The sequence below is a fragment of the Ruegeria sp. BE3 genome, assembly GCF_056538865.1.
Genome location: NZ_JBQFTW010000001.1, coordinates 1,082,783 through 1,108,072, shown reverse-complemented (window position 1 = coordinate 1,108,072; position 25,290 = coordinate 1,082,783). Strand labels below are relative to the sequence as shown.

Here is a 25,290-nt window from a genome sequence, read left to right as displayed (position 1 = left end):
GCCGGGCATTTGTGCCTGCAAGCCCCGTTATTTTGAGTTTCGCTGCTGAGCTGATGGTGAGGATCGATCCCGCGCGGCACGGCAGACCGATTGTGCCCTGGTTGGGGCAGATGAACGCCTGAGCCCGTAAATGCGGGCGAAAGGAATAAATGGGCGGGCCGCGTCGAGACGCGCCTGTCGGAGAAGAACCGCGATGACGCGCGCGCAACGATTGAGTATACGGGCAGGGGGCCAATGCGCCAGACCCTGCCGCGCGCCGTCCGATATCGCCCGTACAAGACACCTCCCCAAAAGCGCCTGTCCGCCTGGACGGGTCAGGACAACGCGTTTGGCGCGGTGCACCAAGGACACATGGCTAAGAAAATGCTTATCGATGCCACCCACGCGGAGGAAACCCGCGTTGTGGTGGTCGACGGAAACAAGGTTGAGGAATTTGACTTTGAATCCGAAAACAAACGCCAGCTTGCTGGCAACATCTATCTTGCAAAAGTAACACGGGTTGAGCCGTCGCTGCAGGCGGCCTTTGTGGATTACGGCGGGAACCGGCATGGGTTTCTGGCGTTCTCCGAGATTCATCCCGACTATTACCAGATCCCCGTCGCTGACCGCGAGGCGCTGATGGAGGAAGAGCGCGCCTATGCCGAGGCAATGAAGGCGCGGGATGAGGCCGAGGAGGCAAAACCGAAAAAGCGCCGGTCGCGCTCGCGGTCCAAAGCTGCTGATGTGAAATCGGACGATCCGGTCGAAACGTTGGAGGTTTCCTCGGAGCCGACTGGCATGGAAACCATCGATCTGGATGACAGCGAAGAAGCCGATGTGCCTGAGGGGACATCGCCGATGGAGATCGTTGCCGAAACTCCGGTAGAAGAGCCCAGCGATAGTGTTGAGCCTGCGGCTGAGGAAGCGCCGGTAGAGGATGCCACATCAGAAGAGGCAGAACAGCCTGCTGAGGCCGTTGATGAGACCGCTGACGCGGAAGAAGAAGCTCCTGCTGAAGCAGAGGAAGTAGCCGAGGAGGTCATCTCGGAGGAGGTCGAGGCCGATTCTGATGTTGAAGAGGCGAAGGTTTCTGACGACGATCCGGATGCAGATGACGAGGCAGAGGGCAAAAGCACCGATGCAGCGTCGAAAGACGACTCGATCGAATCCGTGGCGGATGAAGATGATAGCGAAGACATTCGTCCTCCGCGCAAGCCGCGCCCGCGTCGTTACAAGATCCAGGAAGTGATCAAAGTGCGCCAGGTTCTGCTGGTGCAGGTCGTCAAGGAAGAGCGTGGCAATAAAGGTGCAGCGCTGACCACCTATTTGTCGCTGGCTGGCCGCTATTGTGTGCTGATGCCAAACACAGCACGTGGCGGCGGGATCAGCCGCAAGATCACCAACGCGGCGGATCGGAAGAAACTCAAGGATATTGCCGCTGAAATTGACGTCCCGACCGGCGCAGGTCTGATCGTGCGTACGGCTGGGGCCAAGCGGACGAAATCCGAAATCAAGCGCGACTATGAATACCTGCAGCGCATGTGGGAGCAAATCCGCGAGCTGACGCTGCAATCCATCGCGCCTGCGAAGATTTATGAGGAAGGCGATCTGATCAAACGGTCGATCCGCGACCTCTACAACCGCGATATTGATGAGGTTCTGGTTGAAGGCGAGGGCGGTTACCGCATTGCCAAGGACTTCATGAAGATGATCATGCCGTCCCATGCCAAGAATGTGAAACGGTATGAGGACGCGCTGCCACTCTTTGCGCGCTATCAGGTCGAAAGCTATCTGGCGGGGATGTTCAACCCGACGGTACAGCTGAAATCCGGTGGCTACATCGTGATCGGCGTAACCGAAGCGCTGGTGGCGATTGACGTGAACTCGGGTCGGGCGACCAAGGAAGGTTCGATCGAGGAAACCGCGCTCAAGACCAATCTTGAAGCCGCCGAAGAGGTGGCGCGTCAGCTGCGTCTGCGCGATTTGGCCGGTCTTATCGTCATCGATTTCATCGATATGGACGAGCGCAAGAACAACGCGGCCGTCGAGAAGCGTTTGAAAGACAAACTGAAGACTGATCGTGCACGCATTCAGGTGGGCCGGATTTCGGGCTTTGGACTGCTTGAGATGAGCCGCCAGCGTCTGCGCCCCGGCATGATCGAGGCCACCACACAACCGTGCCCGGCCTGTCATGGCACCGGCCTGATCCGTTCGGACGACAACATGGCGTTGTCGATCCTGCGCCAGATCGAAGAGGAAGGCACCCGCCGCCGTTCGCGCGAGGTTCTGGTGCGCTGCCCGGTCAGCATTGCGAACTTCCTGATGAACCAGAAACGCGAGCATATCGCGCAGATCGAGGCACGCTATGGCCTGTCGGTGCGGATCGAAGGTGATGTGCATCTGGTCAGCCCCGATTTCTCGATGGAGAAATTCAAGACCGCCAGTCGTGTGGTGCCTGAGGCGACGGCACCTGTAGTGTCGGTTGATGCCTCGCTGATGGACATGGTGGATGCCTCGGAAGAGGAAGAAGCCGTCGAAGAGACCGACGTACAGTCCGAAGAAGAAGCAAAACCCAAGCGCAAGCGGCGTCGGCGGCGTCGGAAGAAGAGTTCTGGCAATGCTGAGGCCGCAGAGGTTGGCGCCGAGACTTCGGACGACAATGCGGATGATGCTGTCGCGTCGGATGCTGCGAATGACGATGCAGCCGCTGAGGAAAAAGCAGCCGAAGAAGAGCCTGCTGTCGAAGCGGCAGAGAAGGCTGAGAAGCCCAAGAAACGCCGTGCTCCGCGTCGTCGCAAGAAAGAGGTCGAAGCGGACGCTTCTGAGGAGGTTCAGCCTGCCGCCGAAGAGAGCACTTCGGAGCCTGAGCCGGTCCAGGCAGAGGTTGCTGAAGTGGCAGCTGAGGAGCAGGATGCGGCAACTGAGAGCGCCGCAGTGGAGCCGGAACCAGAAGCCGTCGCAGACGACGTGTCGGAACCCGAAGCAGCCCCCGAGGCAGAAACAGCCGAGGTTGCTGAGCCTGAACCGGAAGTCGCGACCGAGGAAGCTCCTGCGGAAGAAACACCGGAACCTGTTCTTGAAACCGTTGCGGAAGAGCCCGAGCCAACCCCGGCCAAGCCGAAAAGGCGCGGTTGGTGGTCACTGGGGCAGTGATCGAAAGGGCGGGCCATCAGGTCCGCCTTTTTCTTTTTGATCAACCGGATTTTTGGATCAGATAAACCTGGTATCCATTCGTCTTGCCCTGCGAAACCAGCGTATGCCCGGCCTCACTGCAGAAATGCGGCACGTCGATGATGGCCGCCGGATCATCGGCAAGCACGCGCAGCAACCCTCCGGCGGGTAGGGATTTCAGCCGTTTTCGCGCTTTCAGTACGGGCAACGGGCACAACAGCCCCAACGCGTCGAGTGTTTCGGTCTCATCAGTCATGGGATTGAGATATTTCCAACGCGCGATGCTGTCCAGCGTGCAACCACGAGGATGTGACTGAATGGCCCCGTGACGAAATCGATCTGATACCATATGTGCTATTCCATGTTCGGAATAGATATCATCGACGCGGGGCTTCTGCCCGCCATGTTCATCGCCATGCTCGGCGGTTTGATCAGCTTTTTATCGCCCTGTGTGTTGCCGATTGTGCCACCATATCTGGCATATATGAGCGGCGTTTCGATCAACGAGATGAAGGACGAGGCGCGCGCACGCCGCAAGGCGACCCTGTCGGCACTGTTCTTTGTTTTGGGTCTTTCGACGGTTTTCCTGCTGCTTGGTTTTACTGCTTCTGCCTTCGGGGCGTTTGTTCTGCAAAATCAGGTGCTTTTCGCCAAGCTCTCAGGTGCGGTGGTCATCGTTTTCGGACTGCACTTTCTGAACGTCTTCCGTATCCCACTATTGGATCGTGAAGCGCGGGTTGAGACCGGGGATTCCGGTGGTTCGGTCTTCGGTGCCTATATTCTTGGCCTTGCCTTTGCGTTCGGCTGGACGCCCTGCATTGGGCCTCAGCTGGGTGCAATTCTATCGCTGGCTGCATCCGAAGCCTCGGTTGCGCGGGGCACCCTATTGCTGGGTGTTTATGCGGCGGGCTTGGGAATTCCTTTCCTGCTGGCGGCAATGTTCCTGAACCGCTCGATGGCTGTGATGAACCGGATCAAACCGCATATGGCGACTATTGAGAAGGTGATGGGCGGGCTACTGCTGTTCGTGGGTATTATGCTGATTACAGGTCTGTTCACCGAATTCAGCTGGTGGCTGCTGGAAACTTTCCCGGTTCTGGCCACGTTCGGTTAACCCTCTGGCGCTAAACGTGGATGTCGCGACGGCGGGTCTTACACCGCTTGCCGCTCTGCGCTAATCTGCGCGGCAGAGGGCCGGGTCAATGAGCAGTCAACAACCCCATCCAGAAGTGCGCAAACGCCGGGTGTTCTATATTCCCGGCTACGACCCGATTCATCCGCGCCGCTATCGTGAGCTTTACCGCACCGAAGGCCAGGCCCAGGCTGCGATTTCGGGATATGAAATCTCGATCCGCGGGCGAACCGGGAATGACCTTTATGGTTGGCAGATACATTCGGAACAGGAAGGGGCCACGGTCGCGGCGGTGGTCGATGTGCTGGTATGGTCCGATATCGTGCGCCAGAGCATGGCGCGCTCAATCCCTGCGACCTATCTGCAGCTTGCTCGCACTGCTTGGATTTATATCTCGACGGGAACACTTTGGCGCTTGATGCAGTTGCGCAAAGGCCCGGTGATCGCAGCGCTTTATCCCGTCGGTATGCTGTTGTTGCAACTGATCGCCGCTCTGGGGTTTGCCTGGGGTCTGTCCGCTGCGCTGCATCCACTGATCGGGGGGTGGGGACTGTTGCCTGCGATTGGGGTCGCCTATGCGCTACTGCTCTGGTTTCGGAAGCTCGATAATCGGTTGTTTGCCTATTACCTGATGCATGACTACGCGCATTCAGCGCGCCTGCGGGGCTCGTATGCGCCAGAAATGAAACAACGGCTGAGGCAATTTTCCAACCTGATCTCAGACGCCCTTGAGGCCGATGTGGATGAGGTTCTGGTTGTAGGCCACAGTTCAGGAGCCCATCTGGGTATCTCGGTACTGGCAGAGCTGTTGCGGGGCCAGAAGATTCCAAGCGACGGTCCTGCATTATCTTTCCTGACATTGGGGCAGGTTGTACCGATGGTGTCCTTTCTGCCAGATGCCAGCGGGTTACGTTCGGACCTGCGTTATCTATCAGAGCACCCTGATCTGACATGGGTCGATGTCTCAGCTCCGGGGGATGGCTGCGCATTCGCGTTATGCGATCCGGTTGCCGTCAGTGGTGTCGCGACATCTCAGAAGCGCGGGCCTCTGGTGTTGTCAGCCGCCTTCACCCAGACCCTGTCCGCTGAACGCTGGAAGCAGTTACGATGGCGATTCTTCCGTCTGCATTTTCAATATCTCGGCGCATTCGATCGGCCCGGAGATTATGACTATTTCCGTATTACCGCAGGCCCCAGGACCTTGGCGAACCGGTTTAGGGACCGCACACCCTCACAATCACGTATCGAGAAACCAACCTCGAAATACACTTCGGTGCGCGCATGAGACCACCGAAGCCACAGGCGCGCCCCGACAAGGTATCTCTCTGGCAGTACATGCGCCTGTTCCGAAAGGATCTGTTGTCAGCTCAGCCACAAAGGCTCTACCGCGCTTGGATGGCCGAATTCAAAACGCCGTTCTTTCGGTCTTACATGATCAACCAGCCCGATCTGATCCGAACCGTGTTGAAAGACCGGCCAGACGATTTCCCCAAATCCGAGCGTATCAGCGAAGGGCTGCGTCCGTTGTTGGGGCAATCGGTTTTCCTGACCAATGGAGAAACATGGAAGCGTCAGCGGCGGATCATCGACCCGGCGTTCGAGGGCGGGCGGCTGAAAGACAGTTTTCCGGCCATGGTCGATGCGGCGCAGGCTTGTGTCGATAGATTGACCGCGCAGGCCGGTCAGGTGGTGGAATGCGAAGAGATCACCAGCCACGTTGCTGCCGATGTGATCTTTCGCACCCTGTTCTCGGTCCCGATTGAGCATGAGGTCGCAACGCAGGTTTTTGACAAGTTCCGCACCTATCAACGTGCGCAACCGCTGCTGAATCTGGCCGCGTTTATTCCGCTGCCACGTTGGATGCCTCGGTTTCATGTGCGCCGAACCCGGGAGACGGCGCGGGAAATCCGGACACTGATTGGTCGTCTGACAGCGGAACGTGCGAACGCGATCTCTGCGGGTAACGCTCCGGATGACCTCGCGACGAAGATCATGACGACGCCCGACCCGGAGACAGGAGCTTGTTTTGGCACCGAAGAAATGATCGATCAGGTGGCAATCTTCTTTCTTGCAGGGCACGAAACCAGTGCTTCGGCCTTGGCTTGGACGCTCTATCTCATGGCGCTTTATCCTGATTGGCAAGAGAAGGTCGCAAACGAGGCGCAGGCGGTCAATATCGACGATTTTGCCGTGATGTCGAAGCTGAGGCTCAGCCGAGACGCGTTTCGTGAAGCGCTGCGACTCTACCCGCCTGTACCCATGATGGTGCGTGAGACGACAGGCCCGGAACGCTTCCGCGACCGGGATATTGCGAAGGGCGCGCAGATCGTGATCAGCCCATGGCACCTGCACCGGCAGGAGCGCCTGTGGGACAACCCCGACGATTTCGATCCTGCTCGTTGGGCCACTGAAAATGGTCGAACATGCCTGCGAGAGGCTTATATCCCGTTTTCCGCCGGGCCACGGGTCTGCACAGGTGCGGGCTTTGCCATGATTGAAGGCCCACTGATCCTGTCGATTCTGCTACGGCGTTTTCGCTTCGAAACAATCGAGGGCAAAACGCCCATACCGGTCGCGCATCTGACGGTCCGCTCGAAAGACGGTATTTGGTTACGGCTGGTTGAGCGCTAACAAACTACCATCGTCCGACGGCTTGCTGTATGCGGAGGACAAATACGGAATCATATTGAACGGGAATGAGTTATGTCCAAGGCAGAACAGCGCGCACAGATGTCCGAAGGCGCAGGATTTATTGCAGCACTGGACCAAAGCGGGGGTTCGACACCTAAGGCGCTGGCGCTTTATGGCGTTGAGGCGTCGGACTACAGCTCAGACGAAGAAATGTTCGGTGAAATCCAGAAAATGCGTGCGCGCATCATTCTGGCCGATGACTTCACCAGTCAGAAGGTGATCGGTGCGATCCTGTTCGAACGGACTCTTGGTGAAGAAATTGATGGGAAGAAGGTCGCGGATTACCTTTGGTCGGCCAAGCAGATCGTGCCGTTCCTGAAGATCGACAAGGGTCTTGAAGATCAGGCCAATGGCGTTCAAATGATGAAACCGATCCCGGGTCTAGCCGAAACGCTTGCCAAGGCAGAAGGCGTATTCGGCACCAAAGAGCGTTCGGTCATTCATGAGGCCAACGCCGAAGGTATCGCCGCGGTTGTCGCGCAACAGTTCGAAGTGGCGCGTGTTGTGACAGATGCGGGCATGGTGCCGATTGTCGAGCCCGAGGTGAACATCCACTCGGAAACCAAAGCTGAGGCTGAGGATATTCTGAAAGCCGAGATCCTAAAAAACCTCGATCAACTGGCCGAGGGACAGGAGGTCATGCTGAAACTGACTATCCCGAGTCAGGTAAACCTCTATGATGCGCTGGCAGATCACCCGCGTGTTCTGCGCGTGGTCGCGTTGTCGGGCGGATATTCGACCGAACAAGCGTGTGATTTGCTGGATCAGAACGGCAAGATGATCGCCTCATTCTCCCGCGCGCTAACCGAAGGCCTGTCCAAGCAGCAGTCGGATGCAGAGTTCAATGCCGCGTTGGGCAGCAATATCGAAAAGATTTATCGCGCCTCGATCTGATCTTCAGACAGGTTTGGTGAAAGAGCGGCGCAACTGCGCCGCTTTTTTACGTCCGATGCACCCTTCGGCGTGGTCATTGACCAGACCCATGGCCTGCATGAAGGCAAAGACCGTGGTGGGGCCGACGAACTTCCACCCCCGTTTCTTCAGATCCTTCGACATTGCGATGGATTCCGGTGAGGTTGATGCCGTTTGCGGCGGCGGAGGCGTTTCGGCCTCATACCGCCAGACATAAGCGGCCAGAGAGCCCTCGGCCTTGATCAACTCTTGCGCGCGACGGGCGTTGTTGATCACCGCTTCGATCTTGCCACGGTGCCGTATGATGCCACTGTCTTGCAGAAGACGTTCAACATCTGCTTCAGAAAACGTAGCCATCTTGTTGAAATTAAAGTTACTAAAGGCTTTGCGAAAGTTCTCTCGCTTATTCAGGATCGTCCGCCAGCTTAGGCCTGACTGAAAACTCTCGAGGCACAGTTTCTCGAACAATCGCTGGTCATCCGCAACCGGATGGCCCCATTCTTCATCGTGATAGTTAAAGAACTCGGGCGCGGCCTGACACCAGGCGCAGCGCGGTTGGCCATCGGGTCCGGTAACAGTTTTGCTCATGACAATGTACCCTTTTTGTTCCTTCATAAGCTATACGCTCTGGAAAGTGTGTGACAAGCGTCAATCGCGGGTTCGATACCAATTAAGAACAAAAACCCGAATAGCCGAAGCGAGACCGGTTTCCGGATCACGCTCTACATCAATCTCGGCGGCCAGAGCGTTGATTGCCTGATCTTTTTCTTCGGCTATGTCACGGAATGCCCGCCAGAATTCATCCTCAAGGGATACTGATGTGCGATGACCTTTGAGGGTCAGCGAGCGTTTGACCGGGCGGCCGCTCATTCATCCAGCTCGTGATTGTCGAGGTCCCGCTTCAGCTTGTCCTGCTGCAGCTTCACCACCTCTTTCTCGGCCTTGGTTCGACCGAAAGCCACAGAGTTTTGGTCTGCACGGGCCTTCTTGTCGGCCCGCGCCTTTTCTTTTCGATACCGGTTCAGATTGACCGGCTTACCCATCAGTCTTTCGGGCCGATCATCTGTTCAGGACGCACGACTGCGTCAAACGTCGCTTCGTCCACAAAGCCCAGCGCAATCGCCTCTTCCTTGAGGGTGGTGCCGTTCTTGTGCGCGGTCTTGGCGACCGTAGTTGCGTTGTCGTAACCGATCGTCGGAGCCAGTGCAGTGACCAGCATCAGCGATTCCTTCATCAGCTTGTCAATGCGCGGCTCGTTGGCCTGAATGCCCAGCAACATCCGCTCGGTAAAGCTGTCAGTGGCATCACCCAGCAACTGGATCGATTGCAACAGATTATAGGACATCATCGGGTTGTAGACATTCAACTGGAAGTGACCCTGTGAGCCCGCGAATTTGATTGCAGCATCATTACCCATGACGTGGGCAGCCACCTGCGTCAGCGCCTCGGCTTGAGTCGGGTTGACCTTGCCCGGCATGATTGACGAACCCGGCTCGTTCTCGGGCAGGATTAGCTCACCCAGTCCCGAACGCGGGCCAGAACCCAATAGGCGGATGTCATTGGCGATCTTGTAGCAAGAACCAGCGATGGTCGCCAAAGCACCCGACAGGAAAACCATGGCGTCATGCGCCGCCAAAGCCTCGAATTTGTTCGGAGCGGTCACGAAGGGCAGGCCGGTGATTTCAGCCATATTGGCAGCGACGGCTTCGTCCCAGCCACCATGGGTGTTCAGACCGGTGCCAACGGCGGTGCCGCCCTGAGCAAGCTCATAGATGCCAGGCATCGCGGCCTCGACCCGAGCGATACCCTGACGGATCTGATGGGCATATGCTCCGAATTCCTGCTCCAGCGTCAGCGGCGTTGCATCTTGGGTGTGTGTGCGGCCAATCTTGATGATACCAGCGAACTCAGCGGCCTTTTTCTCAAGCGCCTCCGCAAATTTGGTCAGGCCGGGCAGCAACACGTCGCGCACGCTGACAGCAGTGGCGATATGCATGGCGGTGGGGAAGGTGTCGTTCGACGACTGGCCCATGTTGCAGTGATCGTTCGGATGCACCGGGTCTTTCGAGCCGATCACGCCGCCCATAATTTCGATAGCGCGGTTCGCAATGACCTCATTCGAGTTCATGTTCGACTGGGTACCGGATCCGGTTTGCCAAACGACCAGCGGGAAGTTGTCGTCGAACTTGCCCTCGATCACCTCACCAGCGGCCTGAATGATTGCATCGGCGATATTGGCGTCCAGCTTGCCGATGGCCTTGTTTTCCATCGCGCAGGCTTTCTTGATCACGCCCAGCGCACGCACGATGGCGACGGGTTGCTTTTCCCAACCAATGGGAAAGTTCATGATCGAACGCTGCGTTTGAGCGCCCCAATACTTGTCAGCAGGAACCTCAAGCGGGCCAAAGCTGTCGGATTCGGTGCGGGTCTGAGACATCTGTCACTCCGTCTGGTATGCGGTTGTATGCCGTTTAGCCCGAGCGGTGTCGTGACGCAATCGGCCAGTTGCGCGCACCTTAAACATCGACTGTTCAAAGGTATAGATGAGGCACCCGCTCAAATAATTTCTGTTAGCGAAAACAGTGCCATTGTACACGGGCGGGCTAGAGTTAGAATGGAAAGAAGACTCGCGACGGAGGCAGCTATGCGCGTGACAGTTTTTGGATCGGCCCTATACGGGATCATATTCGCCCTCGTCGTGACGACTTTCCTGGCGCTGCTGGCGCCGCATGCTTTGGCTAACACCATCAAACCATTTGTCGGGGATTACGTCGGTTCAGCCGATGTGGTTGATTCTGATGGTAGGTCCATGCCCCGGGATATGAGCGTTTCGATTCAGGAAATACGGGGCGGTTTCAATATCAGCTGGACGACGACAACTTATAAGGAAGATGGGCGGATCAAAGAGGGGAAATACTCGGTCGATTTCCAGACAACTGAACGTCCTGATGTGTATTCCGCCGCCATGAAGCGCAATGTGTTCGGTCACGAAGTGCCGCTGGACCCGATGAAGGGAGAGCCCTTTGTCTGGGGCCGGATCGAGGGTGATACGCTAACCGTATTCTCGTTGTTTATCGGAGAGACAGGCGATTACGAATTGCAACAATTCGATCGCACGCTCGCTGAAGGTGGTTTGGATCTGTCATTTTCCAGGTTTCGGAATGGTGTGAAATCACGCTCGGTTGAGACTTTCCTGAAAAAGGAATGAACCCCGCACTAGGCGGGGTTTGAAGCGGCTTATTTGCGGAAGCTGTCCAACGAGACCACATCGGCATCATGATGTGGCTCGGGCTCTTCCACATCCACCTCCATCGGAGCTTCGGAAGGCTGGTAATCCGCCTCGTCCTCATCTTCGGGGCTTTCAAAACGCAGGCCGAACTCGACCGAAGGGTCCACGAAGGTCTTGATGGCAAGATATGGAATATACAGCGGTTCCGGCGCGTCACCAAAATTCAGAGTGATCGAAAACCCGTTTTCTCCGACCTCAAGATTCTCGAACCAGTGCTGCATGACAATTGTCATCTCGTCCGGATACCGTTCACGCAGCCAGTCAGCCAGTTCGACACCCTCTTGCCGCGTGTCGAACGTGATAAAGAAATGATGAGCACCGGGCAGGCCATGTTCAGACACGCCCGTCAGGACGGTCTTGATCAGGCCGCGCATGGCCGTGTGCATCAAATTCCCGTAGTCGATGTCTTGCGACATGGTTGATCCTTCGAAAGTGGTTGATCTCAGCATAAGGGATTTGGACGGAAACGAAAGGCCGTGCTGGGCTGCATTGATTACAAAAAGTGCAATCCGATTCCGGCCAGAACCATTAAGAACAATGTGGTGGCTAAACCGGATTTCAAACGGAAAATCAACATGCCAGCGGCCAAGGTAAGGGTCAAAGCATCGATATTCAGCGTGTTCGGGTCAGGCAAGGGAAGAGAAACCGGCCCCCAAGCCCATCCGACGATATTGCCGAACAACACGTTCAGACCAAACCACACGGACAGGTTGAGAATCACTCCGACAACCGCAGCCGTGATCCCGTGCATCGCCGCTGCCAGGTGTGGGCGAGCGGAGATTCGCTCCAGATGTGGAGCCGCAAGGAATATCCATAAGAAACACGGTACAAAAGTCGCCCAGAGAGCGACCGCACCTGCCGCCAGCGCTAATGCCGCGCCCCCGGCAAGTTGACCGCTGAGCATGGCGACGAACTGTGTCACCAGTATCAAGGGCCCGGGTGTGGTTTCAGCCAGTCCCAGCGCATCGATCATCTGGTCCATGCTGATCCATTGATATGTCTCAACTACAGTTTGAGTCATATACGCCAGAACCGCATATGCGCCGCCGAACGTGACCACGGCAAGCTTGGCGAAGAACCAGCCAAGATCGCTGAGCAAATTCTGATCACTCAGTTCCAGAAGCACCAGCGGACCCAGCCACAAGGGCAGCCAGATCATGCAGGTTCGGATCGGGTGGGAAGACGTGGGGCGCGGCCTAGTCGGAACCGGCGCAGTGTCCTTCGATGTAGCATATCCCCAGAGCGCTGCGCACAGGATAATCAAGGGGAAGGGCAGGTTGAAGACGAATATACCCAGAAACCCGAGCACGGCGATCACTTGGTGTTCACGATCTGTCAGCGCTTTGCGCGAGAGATTTCGCAGCGCTTTCAGAACGATGATAATGACCGTTGCTTTCACGCCCAGAAATCCGGCTTGCACCAGCGGGAGCGTGCCATACACGGCATAAAGCGCGACCAGAACCGCGATTACAAAGGCACCGGGCAGGACAAATAGGGTGCCGGCGACCAAACCTCCGGCGACGCCGCGTAGCCGCCAACCTGCATAGGTGGCGAGTTGCATCGCTTCGGGGCCCGGCAGCAGCATGCACAACGATAGCGCGCGCAGATAGGTCTGTTCGTCGAGCCACGTGCGCCGCTCGACAAGCTCTTGATGCATCAGGGAAATCTGCGCTGCAGGGCCGCCAAAGGACAAAAGGCCGATACGACCGAACACTCGGACCAGTTCCAACATGGACGGATCCAGTGCCTGTGACCCGGTGGCAGCCATCGCATGTCTCCTTCGTGGTTCGGATACATGCGAACTTGACCTGCCATCTGATGGGGTGTCCGCAAGCCAACCCCGCGCTTTCTGCTAGCGCGGAAACTCAGCTGCGGTCAAGCATACGGTTGCTTGCGTCAGGCCCAGTCTAGTCTTTGGCCTGTCATACAGACGGGCAACGTGTCCTGAGGGAATTGCCCCAACTGCTCAAAGAGCGAAATGAAGTCAAACTGGTTGTAGGCTTCGACCATTTTATCACCCTTGAACCGCGCCATCACTTGCCCGGTCACTTCAAGCGGAGCGCCATTATCAGCTCGGAACGTTCGAACGTGAAGAATACCAGATACCCAATCGCCGTTTTCGATGATCTTTGGCAACTCTACCGAGATGTCGCCAAGAACATGTCGAAAGGCCATTACGAGATCCCTGAAATCATCCGCGCCAACCTGCATCTCGGGGATCAGCCCCTCGGCCAGTGTATCGGGGGCAAAGAATTGGTCGATAGCGTCGATGTTTCCCTTTTCCCAGACCTCAGAATACCACGCGCGCAACTTGTCTGCTTTCGACATCTCGACCTCCTGTCATCCGACGAAAGGATGAAACAGAGAAGTGAATAAACTCTGAATCTCGGGTGAGTTCTGAGCAAGAAACAGACATAAGGGGAAAAATGCAGGTTTCTGTTGCCAGGTACCTGCGAACCCCGCCTTACGCGGCTAGGCGCAAGGGCTTAAGTTTCGGTCTTGCTACTGCTTACGCAGCAACTGCAACCGGAGCACGATTGTCGTTTGCAATTGTACTAGTTTCGCCGATAACGGTGGCAGACAGCCGAGACAAAGCTAACCCCTTTAGACGTTCGTCGATCCTGTTTCGGCCCCATGATCCCCAAACGAAGGATGGTTGGTGGAGCCGCCGGGTACCGCCCCCGGGTCCGATCCGCTTATTACGAGCGCGTTTATGTCCATAGTCCCGAAGGACATACCTTATATAGGTGAGGATCAGGCCCGATGCAAACTCAGATTGAAGATTGCAGCGCACAATAAAGCCAATAACTTACGCCGTCTTGTTCATGTTTGCGAGGATCAACCAAAGGGACAGAACCAGTTCGATTCCCCCGAATGTCAGCGCTTTGATCAGCGGAGGGTTGTCCAGTGCCACCGAGACGAACCGTCCCAGCGCAGCACCTGCATAAACCACGCCCAGCATTACGTAGGCCATCGGATGGTTCAGCCACAGAACCGCGATGCCTGTGACCACAAATAAGCCTCCAACCGAGGCACGCATCTCGCTAAGGCCCATCGTACTGTTGGTAGGGGCCAGATCCAGCGCATTCGCGGTGAAAGCAGGGGCCAGAAAGCCAAATGCGCCGAATCCGATCGTCAGAACTGCGGCAAGAATGTTCAACGCCGAGACCATCTTATTCCCCTCTGTCAGGCCGCGTACGCGGCTTCAAAGAACTCCAGTTCAAGTTCGACGGCGCGGTGGAACAGGCGTGTCACCTCAGCCTGCGCATCGGCATCCAGCGTGGGCCAGACCCTGTCCAACTGGTCGCGCAAATAGGCGACCACACCTTCGAACCCTTCGCCTGCATGTAGCGTAATCCATTCGGCAAACCAGAACGGCAGGTCCGGGGCCGGGGGATTCACCGGGGTGGCCCAACTGAGTTAGACCCATTCGGCGACCACCAGAACCGCCAGCATGTTCTCATACCGGCCCGATGCGGTGGCTTCGGCCATCAGTTGTTGGAAGGCCAAAGTCGCAGGCGCAGGCTGATCGATGGGCGCCGTATCCAGAGCCTCCATCGCGCGCAAGAAATAGGTGTTTTCTGGCCCGGTGATCACCGCAAGGAATTGCGCCGCGGGCACACTGTCTGCAAGGCTAGGTGCATGCGCAATCGCGCTGGCCAGAAGACGTACGAAACCATCGACGAACTGATAATCCTGTTGCAGATACCAGCGCATCTTGTCAGCGGGCAGGGTGCCCGCTGCGAGTTCGCGAGTGAAGGCATGAGTTGTGGCCGCCTGCCATTGCTCCAATCGACCTTGACGAAGGATTTCGGTTGGGCGTGCGCTGTTTTGCATCTCGATGCCTCCTGACTGTCTTGGTGGCAGACAAAACCGGTTTTTGTCCAAGATACAAGGCCTTACAGAAATGGGATTTGATCAGATCGCCGACCACAGTCCCAGACCACCGACCAGAATCAGGCTCAGCGCCCAGACCAGTTCCAGATTGAACCAACTGCGCGACAGGAATTGCAGGCCAAGCCAGCGATAGACGGCAAAGGCCAGAATGCCCCCGCCAAGTACCATCGCAGCGGTATGCAGCGCGGCAACGGCAAGCACCAGTATCCCGTTCGTGGTCATGATTTCAGACACTGCCCGATGGCCCGCATCCAGCTCATCCAGCCCGCAAAGGCCCAGATATATTGGCACCAACATCAGCGCAGCCCCGTGGGCCAGCGCCACCAGAAAGGACCAGAGCGCCAGCCTGCCGGGCGGGATGCGGGACAGCATGCGAGGATGGCGCCGGATGATGGCGATATAAGCCCCCATCGCGATCACGATCAGGGCGGCGCCGATCCGGATTTCGCGTTGGTAATCAACCAGTACGGCCATCAATGCGAAGGGCAAAAGGACGCCCAGCATGGCCAGAAAATGTCCTCCGGCAAGCGCAGCAAGGGCGCGCCAGAGGGCGGATTGCCGTTGCTCCATCAGGGCGGACGATACGGCCAGAGGCCAACCCATCCCGGGGTTCAATCCGTGATAGGCACCACTGAGAACAACGGCCAGCCAAAGGCCAGCCGTTGATGTCATCAGAACCTCCAAGTCAGACTGAAGGGTAGCAGAAGCTGTCAGTCGAGCAGTCCCCACCCTCAAGACGAATCTGGTGGCTGCGATAGCCTTTTGGGAACTCGACCCAGAACTTGGGATCAAGCGTTAGGCCACCGTTTTCACCAACATCCGCCTTGACCATCGCCGCCCCTCCTTCTTCGGGATAGAACTGATCGTCCCAGGTGGAGTAGAGCGAATTCGTCCAGTAGACGCGCTTGCCATCACGACTGATCTCCACCATCTGCGGGCCGTAGCCGAAGGTCTGACCGTTGGGATGTTTCGTTTTCTTCACGATCCCGCCGATTTCAACCTTACCCGCAAGCGTAGGGTTCGTCGGGTCTGACACATCATATTGATGCATTTCTCCGGTGCCCCAACAGGCGACGTAGAGGTATTTGTCGTCGAGGCTGAGGTCGATATCCGTGACCAGAGGCGGCACGGCCGCAAAACCTTTCAGCAGTTCCGGCAAGTCATCCGGATCAGCGGGTTGCGGGTCGATGGTGATGGTTTTCTTGGCTTCAAACGTACCATCATCGTTGCGCCACCAAGTGAAAATTGCCCCCTGCAAGTTCGTTGTGTCCACAACAACGCCACAGAACCCGTGTTGCTTGACCGGGTCATGCGCAGGCCGGATTTCCAGCGCCATCTGATGGTTTTCGCCCAGATCAATGGTCTGGATGTTGGTGCGGTTTCTCAGATTCCAGAAGTGGATACTGTGGCCGTATTTGTTCGACAATAGATCCTCAGCCACCAACCCGTTCTCGAATTGCGGCGGCAGGCCCCATTCCGAGCTGACCATGTAGTCGCGCGGCAGGTTCCACCAGAAATCATAATGTTTGTCCTGCACGCCGCGTTCGATCTCGTACCGTCCGATGATCTCGAAACTCTCACAATCCATGATGAAAATACCCGGAGGGCCATCGGTTCCGTCTTCTCCACCGCCGCCAAGCGTGCTGACATAGATACCTTCGGGTCCGCAATGGATCGTGTGAGGCCGGGAATAGCCTGTTTTGGCAAAGACTTCCTCGGGCTCGATGATCTTGTGGATCTTGGCTTCCAGTGGGTTTTTTACATCGATGATGTAGATGCGGCTAGACCGGATGCCGGGAATGATCAGATAGCGGCGTTCCAGAAATGCATGGCCGCTGAGCGGTGACAGTGCTGATGAACAGGCGTTCCAGCCAAAGTGATGAAATTCATCCCCTTTTTCCGGCATGATCACCTGATGAACGATCTTGCCATAGTCATCCGATGTCGGATCGACATTCACCACGGCCAGCCCGTCAGGTTGCGAAAAATCGGGGCTGAGCATCAACGTGAAGGCCAACGTCTCGGTTGGGCCCTCCATTGCCAGTTTGGCCGATGGGTAAAAGGTTGGGTCCGGTCTTTGGTTCATAACTTCCTCCCGTAAGTCATTGATATTCAATTCATAGTGAGAGTTCCGGTCTTGTCGCCGGATGTCATGCTGCCTGCTCGGGGTCCTCGTTGGTTTCGTTCTTATGCGGGTTTGCGCCGCTGTTCGGCGACATCTTGCGCCAGTTGTCTCGTATAGCTTTCCAGTTTGATCAGCGCGGCATCCACGGTCGCCGCATCGCCTGCCTCCAGCCCATCGGCGATGTCGGTGTGCAGCGCGATGATCTCTTCGCGCGACCGAGCTGTAAAGGTAATCATGTTCATCAGGGGCTGCATTGCTTCGACAGCCCCAGCAAGTTGGTAGGACAAAACCGGATTGCCCGCGCCATCGACCAGCGCGCGGTGAAAGGCCACGTCAGAGGCGCAAAATGCCTCATCCGTCAAACCCGGTTGCGATTGCCGAAAGATTTCAGCCCGCATCGTGGCCAGTTGATCGGCTGTGCGACGCTGCGCCGAAAGCGAGGCACAGGCGCGTTCTAGCGCATAGCGGGCCTCGCAAGCGGTATCAAAGCTGACTGCGTTCATCGACAGTAGCAAGGTTGAGGTCGTAATCTGCTGAGAATAAGCATCCTCAAAGTTCAGCCTGTTCACGAATGCACCACCCGATGCCCCGCGTTGCGTGCGGATCAGAGACTGTGCGGCAAGCCGCTTCAATGCCTCACGAACAGTCGGGCGCGAGACTTGAAACTGATCAGCGAGCTCGGATTCGGAGGGCAACCGCTCATCCACAATCAACCGGCCAGAAACGATCGCGTCCCGGATTGCCTGGGCAATTTGGGCCGACAGATCAGCAGGGTTTCGCGGGTCGATTTTCATGGTGTTTATGCGGATTCGAGAATTTTCATTTGTCTGACATTTAAAAGTCTGACATTTGAAAAGCAAGAGAGTTGAGTCGGGAGGGGCAAGTGAGTCGCTCAGTTTTCCGCAGCGCGCTTTGGTTGGGCTTCTACATCACGATCCTTTGGGCGTGGTGGATGATGTTCAGCATGAGCCGCGATATGGATCTGGACTGGATCGGCAGACCGGGCCCGATGGGACAATCCATGGCCGCGATGGATCCGCGGATGGACATGTATATGCCCATGGCCGAGTTTGGCCCGCTGTTCTGGATGTGGGCCATCATGATGGCGGCGATGATGCTACCAACGCTTGTGCCCACCCTGCGCAGCTATGACGACCTGATCCGCAGTGCAAACGGAACGCGGGCAGGGTGGCTGGGCGTTCTGAGCGGTTACTTCATTGTTTGGGTCGGTTTCGCGGCCCTGATCACCGGTCTGCAGCTGGCTCTGCTGTTTGGTGGCGCGGTTGACATGCTGGGTATCGCCAAATCACCCTATTTGGCAGCTGGGCTGCTGATCGCGGTTGGCGCATTCCAGTTCACCCGCGTGAAAGAGGTCTGCCATGGGGTTTGCCACGCCCCGATGACCTATTTTCTTGGGCACTGGAAGACGGGTTTCACCGGCGGTCTGCGAATGGGCTTGGGGCTGGGCTCGTTCTGCGTCGGATGCTGTTGGGGGTTCATGGCGCTCGGCTTTGTTGGTGGGATTATGAGCCTGTTGTGGATGGGTCTCGCGACCCTGTTCATGGTGTTGGAGAAACTTCCTCAGATCGGGCACGCGGTAACGCGCCCCTTGGGGTTCGCGCTGATTGCGAGCGGTTTTGGACTGCTGGCGTATCACATTGCATACGGAGGATAAGCCGATGGCAAAAAACAGAAAACCGGAATCGGACAAACTGCCGATCAGTCAACGGATCGACAGCCGGATGCCAAATCCCAAGCGCCGCGAGATGAGCCCGACGGACTGGGCCATCAAAGGTGAGCTGATCCTGAACTGTTCCTGCGATGTGTTCTGCCCCTGCGTTGTATCGCTTGGGGCGCACCCTCCGACAGAAGGGCACTGCCATGCCTGGATGGGCATCATCATCGATGAAGGTCATTATGAGGGCGAAGACCTGTCAGGCCTGAATGTGGGCCTGCTGGTCGATATCCCGGGCCGTATGGGCGAAGGTCAGTGGAAGGTCGCGGCCTATGTCGACGAACGCGCCAGCGGCAAAGCCTATAACGGTCTTCTGCAGATCTTCAGCGGTCAGGCAGGTGGCACAACGGGTCTGTTCACTATGCTGGTCAGCGAGATCATCGGGGCAGAGCGTGCTCCGGTTGTGATCGAGCGTGACGGCACCAAGCGGCGCATTGTGATCGGGCGCAAGATTCAAGGCGAGATTGAGATGCTGGCAGGCAAGGACCCGGAGCATCCGGTGATGGTCTCGAACTCGAAATACTGGATGGGGCCAGATATCATCGTGGCGAAGGGCACCAAATCCAAGGTGCGCGACTATGGTCGTGTCTGGGATTTCGGTGGCAAATCCGCCGAAATTTGTCCGATTGACTGGCATGGACCCAAGTAAGTCACGCGGGCGTTTCAGCCCAAAGTGATTGGCATCAATGCTGGTGTTGCCTGAGGAGGCATGAATGGCTCAAATCTCACTTTCTCGCCGACTGCGTCGCACGCCCTTCTCTGAGGGTGTCGAGGCGGCGGGGGTCAAGGGATACACCGTCTATAATCGTATGTTACTGCCCACGGTTTTCGAAAGCGTCGAGGCAGACTACCGGCATCTCAAATCCCATGTGCAGGTCTGGGACGTCTCATGCGAACGCCAGGTCGAGCTGCGGGGGCCTGATGCAGCCCGTCTGATGCAGATGCTGACACCGCGCGATCTGCGCGGAATGCTGCCCGGTCAGTGTTTCTATGTGCCGATCGTGGATGAAACGGGCGGTATGCTGAATGATCCGGTTGCAGTAAAACTATCGGACGACCGGTGGTGGATCTCGATCGCCGACAGCGATTTGCTGCTTTGGGTGAAAGGATTAGCCAACGGCTATCGTCTGGATGTTCTGGTAGATGAGCCGGATGTCTCTCCGCTGGCGGTACAAGGACCGAAAGCCGATGATCTGATGGCACGGGTGTTCGGCGACCGCGTGCGCGACATTCGGTTCTTCAAATTCGATATGTTCCAGTTTGAAGGACGCGATCTGGCCGTTGCGCGGTCGGGCTATTCAAAACAAGGCGGGTTCGAGATTTACGTCGAGGGCGGAGATGTCGGCATGCCACTTTGGAATGCTCTGTTCGCCGCAGGTGAAGACCTGAACGTGCGCGCCGGTTGCCCGAACCTGATCGAACGGATTGAGGGCGGTTTGCTGTCTTACGGCAACGACATGACCGACGACAACACTCCGCATGAATGCGGTCTTGGCAAGTTCTGTAACACTCACACAGCTATCGGTTGCGTCGGGCGCGATGCTTTGCTGCGTGTCGCCAAAGAGGGTCCTGTGCAGCAGATCAGACCGATTGAGATTTCCGGGGATACTGTCCCGCCATGCGATCGGCCCTGGCCTGTCTACGGTGGCGGCAAGCCTGTTGGGCAAGTGACCTCGGCCGCGTGGTCGCCGGATTTTCAGGTCAATGTCTCGATTGGAATGCTGCGGTTGAGCCATTGGGATCCGGGCACCGCGCTGGAGGTAGAGACGCCCGACGGGCAGCGAAGCGCGGTCGTGAAGGACGGGTTTTGGATTTGATCGGGGAAGGGGGCTCTGCCCCCGTCGCTGCGCGACTCCCCCGGGGTATTTTGGGCCAGATGAAGAAGCGGATCTGGTCGTTTGAAACAGAAAGGATATCAGATGTTTAACGCATTGGTCATGGACAAGGATGAAGAGAGCGGTCTGGCGAGCGCGTCGGTCAAGCAGATCAACGTGGATGACTTGCCTGCGGGCGAGGTGACGGTTGCTGTCGACTATTCGACCGTGAATTACAAGGATGGTCTGTGTATGTCGCCCAAAGGGGGCGGACTGGTGCGCAGCTACCCTCATATTCCAGGGATCGACTATGCGGGGACGGTCGAGGCGTCTTCAGACGAGCGGTACAAACCCGGTGACAAGGTTGTGCTGACCGGATGGCGCGTAGGCGAGGCGCATTGGGGTGGCTATTCCCAAAAAGCCAACGCGCGCGCAGATTGGCTTGTACCTCTGCCAGAAGGTCTGTCAGCACGTCAGGCGATGGCGGTTGGGACCGCCGGGTTCACCGCGATGTTGGCCGTTATGGCGCTTGAAGATCATGGCTTGGAGTCGGGGCATGGCCCGGTGCTGGTGACGGGGGCCGCCGGCGGCGTAGGCTCGGTCGCGACTGCGATATTAGCGCATCTTGGCTATGAAGTTGCCGCTGTCACAGGGCGCCCCGAGACAGCAGAGTATCTGACCTCGCTGGGGGCGACGACAATTGTGCCTCGGGATGAATTGAACGAAACCACCAAGCGCCCATTGGAGAGTGAAACCTGGTCTGGCTGTGTGGATGCCGTTGGTGGTGCGATGTTGGCTCGGGTTCTGGGGCAGATGAAGTATGGTGCCTCGGTTGCGGCTGTTGGCCTTGCCGGAGGGGCTGCTTTGCCCGCGACCGTGATTCCGTTCCTTCTGCGTGGGGTCAACTTGCTTGGGATCGACAGCGTCATGCAGCCATATGAAAACCGCGTGCGGGCCTGGCAGCGCATCGCAACCGATTTGCCGATGGATAAGCTTGAAGCCATGGTGCATCCGGCAACATTGTCAGATCTGCCCGCATTGGGGGCAGATATTTTGAACGGACAGGTCAAAGGGCGCGTCGTGGTCGACGTTAACAGCTGATCAGCATGAGGTCTGAAGCTGGTCGGGTACGCTATCCGACCGGCTTTGTCGTTGTGATTGTGCAGAAGATACCAGAAACAGTTCTGGTCATTGCCACAATTCCTGCCCATGATTGCTATACATCCCATTTGTGATGGCTTAAGACCCATCCGAACAGCACCTGAAGACGGGGAGTGAGCAGCATGTCTGATGATTTTGACCTGGACACCGATGATCTGAAACGCCGCATGGACGGCGCTATGACAAACCTCAAAACCGAATTCGCATCGCTTCGGACAGGGCGGGCCTCGGCCTCAATGCTCGAACCGGTGATGGTTGACGCCTATGGCTCGATGACGCCGATCAATCAGGTGGGGACAGTGAACGTGCCCGAGCCGCGAATGGTGACGGTCAATGTCTGGGACAAGTCGCTTGTGGGAAAGGTTGAAAAGGCAATCCGTGAGAGTGGGTTGGGGATCAACCCTCAACTGAACGGCACGATCATCATGCTGCCGATCCCAGAATTGAACGAAGAACGCCGCCGAGAGCTGGGCAAGGTTGCAGGACAATATGCAGAAAGCGCGCGGGTTTCGATCCGTAATGTTCGGCGCGATGGCATGGATCAGATCAAGAAGGGCAAAGCCGATGGCCTGTCTGAGGATGACCAGAAGCTCTGGGAAGCCGAGGTGCAGGACCTGACCGACATGATGATCAAAGCCGTTGATGATGCGCTTGAGACAAAGCAAGCCGAGATCATGCAGGTCTGAGCGCGAGACATGCCGAAAGATCCCCATACCGCCCTCGATACAGGGCCGCGCCATGTGGCCATCATCATGGACGGAAATGGCCGCTGGGCGCAGGCGCGCGGGCGGCCCAGGTTGTTTGGCCATCACGCGGGCGCGCGCCGTGTGCGTGAGGTGGTTGAGGCCTGTCCTGGGCTGGGGATCAAATACCTCACGATATTCGCCTTTTCGACGGAAAACTGGAAACGCACGCAGGTCGAAGTTGCTGGTCTGATGAGCTTGTTTCGGCGGTATATCGTCAAAGAAACCAAGACGTTGAAGGATAATGGTATCCGAGTGCGGTTCATCGGCGATCGTGTGCGTCTGGACGCGAAGCTGATTGAGTTGATGGACACGCTAGAGCGAGAGACGCAGGATAACGAGCTGGTTCATCTGACCGTAGCCCTTAACTACGGCGGGCGTGATGAGGTGGCTCGCGCAACCAAACGTCTGGCTCGTGATGTGGCTGAGGGGCGCCTGCGGCCCGAAGACGTGGATGAGGAAACCCTGCCTAAATATCTGGATACGCGCGTACTTCCGGATCCGGATCTTGTGATCAGGACCAGTGGCGAGGCGCGGATTTCAAACTTTCTGCTCTGGCAATCCGCCTATTCCGAATATGAATTCATCGATACGCTGTGGCCCGATTTCACCGCCGCCGAGCTCGAGCGCCTGTGCCGCAGTTATGGCGCGCGCGAGCGGAGGTTTGGAGCGGTTCCAGCATGACTGATGGCCGATGGTCTGATCTGACCACCCGGGTCCTGTCGGCTGCGGTTCTCGTCATCGTCGGCGCGATCGAAGTCTGGCTGGGCGGATTGTGGTTCGAGGTATTCATTGCTGCAGCCTGTGGTCTGATGACCTGGGAACTGGTGCGTATGGTGGACCCCGACCGCAAAGGCGTCGCCATTCAGCTTGCGATCTTGACAGGCGTTGCCGTTATCCTGAGTTATCATTTGCCCCCGCTTTACAAACTTCCTTTCCTGCTGGCTCCAGCTCTGGTTGGGGCGGGGCAGGTCAGCCGCGCGCGCGGACTTTATGTTATGTTTGCGTTCTGGATTGCGGCCTCAGGGTTGGGCTTCATCTCGATCCGAGAAAATATGGGGTTCGGCTGGATGGTTTGGCTGATCCTGATCGTGGTCGCCACCGACGTCGCGGGATATTTTGTAGGCAAAACGCTGGGTGGACCTAAGTTCTGGCCAAAGGTAAGCCCCAAGAAGACGTGGTCGGGTACGGTCGGAGGCTGGCTGGCTGCCGCGTTGGTCGGGGTTATCTTCGCCGCTTATGTGGGCTTTGGGGCAGCTTTCGTTCTGGTATCGGTGCTTGCTTCTATGGCCAGCCAGGCCGGCGACATCGTCGAAAGCGCCGTGAAGCGTAAGCTCGGGGTCAAAGACAGCTCGAACCTGATCCCGGGGCACGGAGGGTTCCTGGATCGTTTTGATGGAATGATGGGCGCAGCGGTCTTTGTGTTGATTGCAGGGCTGATATACGCACCCGGAGGCATGTGATGCGCAGAGTATCGATATTCGGGGCGACCGGATCGATAGGGCAGAACACCATTGATCTGATCGCACGACATCCCGACGCCTACAAGGTGGTGGCGCTGACCGGTGCTGGTAACATCGCCCAGTTGGCGCAGGATGCCATACGCCTGCGCGCCGATATCGCGGTGACCGCATTCGAAGATCGGTTGGATGATCTGCGTGACGCTCTGGCTGGAAGCGGCGTTCAGGCTGCTGCGGGGCAGGCGGCTTTGATTGAGGCAGGCACGCGCCCGGCGGATTGGGTCATGTCGGCCATCGTTGGCGCAGCAGGGCTGGCTCCGGGGATCGAAGCGCTGAAACAGGGCGCGACACTCGCGCTGGCCAACAAAGAGACGCTGGTCTGCGCGGGTTCACTGGTTCTGGACACTGCGCGAGCACACGGCGCAAAGCTGTTGCCCGTCGACAGCGAACATTCGGCGGTGTTTCAGGCCCTTGTGGGCGAGGACATCAACTGCGTCGAGCGGGTTATCATAACGGCCAGTGGCGGGGCATTCCGCGATTGGCCATTGGCTGATCTGGCTCATGCCACGGTCGAACAAGCCTCGAGTCACCCTAATTGGGATATGGGTCAAAGGATCACGATCGACAGCGCATCGATGTTCAACAAAGCGCTAGAAGTCATAGAGACCAAAGAATATTTTGGAATCGACTCTTCCCGAATTGAAGTGCTGGTTCATCCTGAATCAATCGTCCACGCGCTGGTTGGGTTTCAGGACGGTGCGTTGATGGCTCATCTTGGTGCGCCGGATATGCGCCATGCAATCGGATATGCGCTTCATTGGCCTGAACGGCACGAATTACCGGTAGAACGGTTGGACCTCGCCAAACTTGGACAATTGCGCTTTGTTGCGCCGGACGAGACGCGCTATCCCGCCCTGCGGCTTGCGCGAGAGGTTATGACACGCGGTGGTCTGTCCGGCGCAATCTTCAACGCGGCCAAGGAACGTGCTCTGGATCATTTCATTGCGCGCCGGATCGGGTTCTTGGATATGGCAGATGCAGTGGCTGCAGCGCTTGATCGATTTGAGGCTTCGGACGGCCTTATTGATGCCCCTTTGACACTTGATAATGTGCAGCAAACGGACCATCTGACACGGCAATGGGTCGATGAAACCGTATTGCAACGAGCAGGATAAACACCT

At 57.2% G+C, this 25,290-nt stretch carries 28 protein-coding genes and 1 other RNA gene; 14 read left to right on the top strand and 15 right to left on the bottom strand.

Annotated elements, in window-relative coordinates; genetic code table 11:
* Positions 1 to 351: 351 nt before the first annotated feature.
* The gene (locus tag ACR0AZ_RS05520) at positions 352 to 3,132 is read left to right on the top strand and encodes an Rne/Rng family ribonuclease (protein WP_480667140.1); all 2,781 of its coding nucleotides are present in this window, start codon (positions 352 to 354) and stop codon (positions 3,130 to 3,132) included.
* Positions 3,133 to 3,172: 40 nt separating this feature from the next.
* Here ACR0AZ_RS05520 and ACR0AZ_RS05515 read toward each other — a convergent pair whose 3' ends face one another.
* Positions 3,173 to 3,406 (bottom strand): sulfurtransferase TusA family protein, encoded by a 234-nt coding sequence (locus ACR0AZ_RS05515; protein ID WP_480666970.1) that lies wholly within the window; start codon positions 3,404 to 3,406, stop codon positions 3,173 to 3,175.
* A 105-nt stretch (positions 3,407 to 3,511) separates the two neighbouring features.
* On the opposite strand from ACR0AZ_RS05515, the gene ACR0AZ_RS05510 reads away from it, so the two are divergent.
* The 4 genes from ACR0AZ_RS05510 to ACR0AZ_RS05495 all read left to right on the top strand — a co-directional run bounded on the left by ACR0AZ_RS05510 (position 3,512) and on the right by ACR0AZ_RS05495 (position 7,867).
* Positions 3,512 to 4,264: a cytochrome c biogenesis CcdA family protein gene (locus ACR0AZ_RS05510; RefSeq protein ID WP_480469888.1), complete on the top strand. Its 753-nt coding sequence runs from the start codon at positions 3,512 to 3,514 to the stop codon at positions 4,262 to 4,264.
* 88 nt (positions 4,265 to 4,352) lie between these two features.
* Positions 4,353 to 5,567 (top strand): hypothetical protein, encoded by a 1,215-nt coding sequence (locus tag ACR0AZ_RS05505; protein WP_480666969.1) that lies wholly within the window; start codon positions 4,353 to 4,355, stop codon positions 5,565 to 5,567.
* Positions 5,564 to 6,913 carry a cytochrome P450 gene (locus tag ACR0AZ_RS05500; RefSeq protein WP_480469886.1) on the top strand — a complete coding sequence of 450 codons (1,350 nt, stop codon included), beginning with the start codon at positions 5,564 to 5,566 and terminating at the stop codon, positions 6,911 to 6,913. Before ACR0AZ_RS05505 ends, ACR0AZ_RS05500 begins: the two co-directional genes overlap by 4 nt.
* Before the next feature lie 72 nt (positions 6,914 to 6,985).
* Complete coding sequence (locus ACR0AZ_RS05495; protein ID WP_480469885.1) at positions 6,986 to 7,867, top strand: fructose bisphosphate aldolase; 882 nt, start codon at positions 6,986 to 6,988, stop codon at positions 7,865 to 7,867.
* 3 nt (positions 7,868 to 7,870) lie between these two features.
* On the opposite strand, the gene ACR0AZ_RS05490 is transcribed toward ACR0AZ_RS05495, so the two are convergent.
* Genes ACR0AZ_RS05490 through fumC form a run of 4 tightly spaced genes read right to left on the bottom strand, consistent with a single transcriptional unit; the run spans position 7,871 to position 10,322 of the window.
* Positions 7,871 to 8,473 (bottom strand): DNA-3-methyladenine glycosylase I, encoded by a 603-nt coding sequence (locus tag ACR0AZ_RS05490; RefSeq protein WP_480469884.1) that lies wholly within the window; start codon positions 8,471 to 8,473, stop codon positions 7,871 to 7,873.
* A gap of 60 nt (positions 8,474 to 8,533) precedes the next feature.
* On the bottom strand, positions 8,534 to 8,755 hold the full coding sequence (locus ACR0AZ_RS05485) for a ribbon-helix-helix domain-containing protein (protein WP_480469883.1): 222 nt from the start codon (positions 8,753 to 8,755) through the stop codon (positions 8,534 to 8,536).
* Positions 8,752 to 8,928, bottom strand: a complete 177-nt coding sequence (locus ACR0AZ_RS05480; protein ID WP_480469882.1) for a DUF4169 family protein — start codon at positions 8,926 to 8,928, stop codon at positions 8,752 to 8,754. Before ACR0AZ_RS05480 ends, ACR0AZ_RS05485 begins: the two co-directional genes overlap by 4 nt.
* On the bottom strand, positions 8,928 to 10,322 hold the full coding sequence (gene fumC, locus ACR0AZ_RS05475; RefSeq protein ID WP_480666968.1) for a class II fumarate hydratase: 1,395 nt from the start codon (positions 10,320 to 10,322) through the stop codon (positions 8,928 to 8,930). The genes ACR0AZ_RS05480 and fumC overlap by 1 nt, the downstream gene beginning before the upstream one ends.
* Positions 10,323 to 10,529: 207 nt before the next feature.
* Between fumC and ACR0AZ_RS05470 the strand changes: the two genes are divergently transcribed.
* A complete protein-coding gene (locus ACR0AZ_RS05470; protein ID WP_480666967.1) occupies positions 10,530 to 11,093 on the top strand; it encodes a hypothetical protein in 564 nt (187 codons plus the stop codon).
* Between the two features lie 29 nt (positions 11,094 to 11,122).
* Here the strand turns inward: ACR0AZ_RS05470 and ACR0AZ_RS05465 are convergent, their stop codons facing one another.
* From ACR0AZ_RS05465 to ACR0AZ_RS05420, 10 genes are all read right to left on the bottom strand, one after another.
* Complete coding sequence (locus tag ACR0AZ_RS05465; protein ID WP_480657764.1) at positions 11,123 to 11,590, bottom strand: SspB family protein; 468 nt, start codon at positions 11,588 to 11,590, stop codon at positions 11,123 to 11,125.
* 77 nt (positions 11,591 to 11,667) lie between these two features.
* Positions 11,668 to 12,942, bottom strand: coding sequence for a chromate efflux transporter (chrA, locus tag ACR0AZ_RS05460; protein ID WP_480666966.1), 1,275 nt, complete (start codon positions 12,940 to 12,942; stop codon positions 11,668 to 11,670).
* Positions 12,943 to 13,070: 128 nt separating this feature from the next.
* A complete protein-coding gene (locus tag ACR0AZ_RS05455) occupies positions 13,071 to 13,502 on the bottom strand; it encodes an ester cyclase (RefSeq protein ID WP_480657760.1) in 432 nt (143 codons plus the stop codon).
* Positions 13,503 to 13,599: 97 nt separating this feature from the next.
* Positions 13,600 to 13,947, bottom strand: a transfer-messenger RNA (tmRNA) gene (gene ssrA, locus ACR0AZ_RS05450).
* A 36-nt stretch (positions 13,948 to 13,983) separates the two neighbouring features.
* Positions 13,984 to 14,346, bottom strand: coding sequence for a DUF4345 family protein (locus ACR0AZ_RS05445; RefSeq protein WP_480666964.1), 363 nt, complete (start codon positions 14,344 to 14,346; stop codon positions 13,984 to 13,986).
* 14 nt (positions 14,347 to 14,360) lie between these two features.
* Positions 14,361 to 14,576, bottom strand: a complete 216-nt coding sequence (locus ACR0AZ_RS05440; protein WP_480666962.1) for a hypothetical protein — start codon at positions 14,574 to 14,576, stop codon at positions 14,361 to 14,363.
* An 18-nt stretch (positions 14,577 to 14,594) separates the two neighbouring features.
* Entirely contained in the window at positions 14,595 to 15,011 is a 417-nt protein-coding gene (locus ACR0AZ_RS05435) for a TenA family protein (protein ID WP_480666961.1), read from the bottom strand.
* A gap of 81 nt (positions 15,012 to 15,092) precedes the next feature.
* Positions 15,093 to 15,743 (bottom strand): hypothetical protein, encoded by a 651-nt coding sequence (locus ACR0AZ_RS05430; RefSeq protein ID WP_480666960.1) that lies wholly within the window; start codon positions 15,741 to 15,743, stop codon positions 15,093 to 15,095.
* A 13-nt stretch (positions 15,744 to 15,756) separates the two neighbouring features.
* Entirely contained in the window at positions 15,757 to 17,157 is a 1,401-nt protein-coding gene (locus tag ACR0AZ_RS05425) for a selenium-binding protein SBP56-related protein (RefSeq protein ID WP_480469873.1), read from the bottom strand.
* Positions 17,158 to 17,258: 101 nt separating this feature from the next.
* Complete coding sequence (locus ACR0AZ_RS05420; protein ID WP_480469872.1) at positions 17,259 to 17,990, bottom strand: FadR/GntR family transcriptional regulator; 732 nt, start codon at positions 17,988 to 17,990, stop codon at positions 17,259 to 17,261.
* 89 nt (positions 17,991 to 18,079) lie between these two features.
* On the opposite strand from ACR0AZ_RS05420, the gene ACR0AZ_RS05415 reads away from it, so the two are divergent.
* From ACR0AZ_RS05415 to dxr, 8 genes are all read left to right on the top strand, one after another.
* Positions 18,080 to 18,871: a DUF2182 domain-containing protein gene (locus ACR0AZ_RS05415; protein ID WP_480666959.1), complete on the top strand. Its 792-nt coding sequence runs from the start codon at positions 18,080 to 18,082 to the stop codon at positions 18,869 to 18,871.
* Between the two features lie 4 nt (positions 18,872 to 18,875).
* A complete protein-coding gene (locus tag ACR0AZ_RS05410) occupies positions 18,876 to 19,580 on the top strand; it encodes a DUF1326 domain-containing protein (protein ID WP_480469870.1) in 705 nt (234 codons plus the stop codon).
* A 64-nt stretch (positions 19,581 to 19,644) separates the two neighbouring features.
* Positions 19,645 to 20,748, top strand: a complete 1,104-nt coding sequence (locus tag ACR0AZ_RS05405) for a dimethylsulfoniopropionate demethylase (RefSeq protein ID WP_480666958.1) — start codon at positions 19,645 to 19,647, stop codon at positions 20,746 to 20,748.
* A 102-nt stretch (positions 20,749 to 20,850) separates the two neighbouring features.
* Positions 20,851 to 21,846, top strand: coding sequence for an acryloyl-CoA reductase (gene acuI / locus ACR0AZ_RS05400; protein WP_480666957.1), 996 nt, complete (start codon positions 20,851 to 20,853; stop codon positions 21,844 to 21,846).
* Positions 21,847 to 22,028: 182 nt separating this feature from the next.
* Entirely contained in the window at positions 22,029 to 22,592 is a 564-nt protein-coding gene (gene frr / locus ACR0AZ_RS05395) for a ribosome recycling factor (RefSeq protein ID WP_480469867.1), read from the top strand.
* A gap of 9 nt (positions 22,593 to 22,601) precedes the next feature.
* A complete protein-coding gene (locus ACR0AZ_RS05390) occupies positions 22,602 to 23,333 on the top strand; it encodes an isoprenyl transferase (protein WP_480469866.1) in 732 nt (243 codons plus the stop codon).
* Positions 23,330 to 24,112 carry a phosphatidate cytidylyltransferase gene (locus ACR0AZ_RS05385; protein WP_480469865.1) on the top strand — a complete coding sequence of 261 codons (783 nt, stop codon included), beginning with the start codon at positions 23,330 to 23,332 and terminating at the stop codon, positions 24,110 to 24,112. Before ACR0AZ_RS05390 ends, ACR0AZ_RS05385 begins: the two co-directional genes overlap by 4 nt.
* A complete protein-coding gene (gene dxr, locus ACR0AZ_RS05380; RefSeq protein WP_480666956.1) occupies positions 24,112 to 25,284 on the top strand; it encodes a 1-deoxy-D-xylulose-5-phosphate reductoisomerase in 1,173 nt (390 codons plus the stop codon). Before ACR0AZ_RS05385 ends, dxr begins: the two co-directional genes overlap by 1 nt.
* Positions 25,285 to 25,290: the final 6 nt, after the last annotated feature.